General features: G+C 41.9%; 1 protein-coding gene and 1 pseudogene. Both read right to left on the minus strand.

Translation table 11 applies throughout. From position 1 onward, the window contains the following. Positions 1-1,138 (minus strand): annotated as a pseudogene (locus DXB52_RS15705) (conjugal transfer ATPase TcpF); the annotation flags it as partial. Next, positions 1,116-1,514 carry a conjugal transfer protein gene (locus DXB52_RS15710; protein ID WP_009243016.1) on the minus strand — a complete coding sequence of 133 codons (399 nt, stop codon included), beginning with the start codon at positions 1,512-1,514 and terminating at the stop codon, positions 1,116-1,118. The gene DXB52_RS15710 and the pseudogene DXB52_RS15705, both read right to left, overlap by 23 nt. Positions 1,515-1,551: the final 37 nt, after the last annotated feature.

Below are 1,551 nucleotides of genomic sequence, written 5' to 3' on the forward strand. Positions count from 1 at the left end.
CATTGAGGTCGTCGTAAAAGTCCTTGACTTCATCACAACGGCGTTTCAGCTCGTCAAGATCGGGTGCAGACACCCGTATGACGTAGCTTAACTTATACATACTTTCTTTTGTCTGGTCTAAATCAGTTTCCAGCTCGTCCACGCTGTCTAAAGCGTCCACCACATTTGAGCTGGTTTCACTTCCTGCTTGATAGGCGTGATTATCAAGGTCTTTCAGTTCCTTTTTCTTGTTGCGGACGGTCGTTAATGCTTTCCGATTTTCCACGATTTCTACATTCATGCTCGTATCAACGGGGAATGTGAATTGCTGTTGCTGGAAATAGAAGATTTCAGACGACGGAAAATCAAGCTCTCCTACAATCGCATTGACGGTAAAATAGGACACATAGCTTTCCTTGTCCTCATGTTCCAATCGTAAATACCGCTGGCTTTCCTCAATCACACACCTTGTCGGACGGATAAGGTCGTAGTATTTTATCAGCGTCTCTTTGTTCAATTTTTTCTTTGGTAGCTGGTACTCATAATCTTCATAAGCGATACCGTCCCTGCCGTAAAGATGTTCCATGAGATACCCAAAATCATGGATTTCCAAGCGACGCACCTTAAAGCGACGGGAGATTTTATTTTCCAGTAACTTTTCCATTTTTATGTAACGGTTGATTTCATCATTCGGCATGGAAACAAAATCATTCATCAGCGTGTGGTTCACTTCATGGAGAAATTCTGTGAACGTCAGCCACACCGATTTTTTGATGTTCTTCAGATTGAGCTGTTCTTCCGTAACCATGAGCTTAAAGCCAAGAAAAAAGCGGTAGTCCACTTGATTGTCCCCAATCATAGATACTAACGCTTCGGTCTGTTCGTCTATCTTCTGGCAGGCAACTTCCTTTAATTTTCCAGTTACCAGCTTCTTTGACTGTTCCTGCATACTGCGGATTGAGCTTTCTGTGGCAATCTGCAACGCATGAATTTTACCCTCACGGGACTGTGCGATAAGCTGTCGGAAACTGTCATGCACGATAAATTTCTGCTCTGCGGATAGAAAAGAATAGTTGTATGGTATCAGCTCATAGTAGGCGAACACCTCATTGTCCTTGTTCCAGACAAGGTTATTGTCAATATATTTTATCGGGAACATAGTTCACACTCCTTACTGCCGTGATTGTTTCATTCAATATCTGCTTATGCAGTTTTACGGCTTTTCCTGCATAAGTGATTTTTGGTCGCAGGGCATAGGTTATCTGTGATTTCAAAAAGCTGTACGGCTTCTTTCCGTCAAAGGTTTTCTGCGACATGAACCAAGTGAGAGCAACGGGAATACCAAAGTATTTGAGAAATGCTCCCTCAATCATGGAAAGTGGGGGAATATCCCCAAACAGAATAATGAGAAATTCCGTAATCACAAACCATGTAATCTGTGTAAAGGTAACGGGAAAAGGCAGGTTAAAGTCATTGATTGCATACAAGACTTTTTCCACGTTCCAGATACCCGTATAAGATTTAATCTTTTTCAAGTTCTTTCAGCTCCTTTCGTAAGTTCTTCAAAGAGAA

The sequence above is a fragment of the Ruminococcus sp. OM04-4AA genome (genome assembly GCF_003462585.1).
GTDB lineage: Bacteria > Bacillota > Clostridia > Lachnospirales > Lachnospiraceae > Mediterraneibacter > Mediterraneibacter faecis.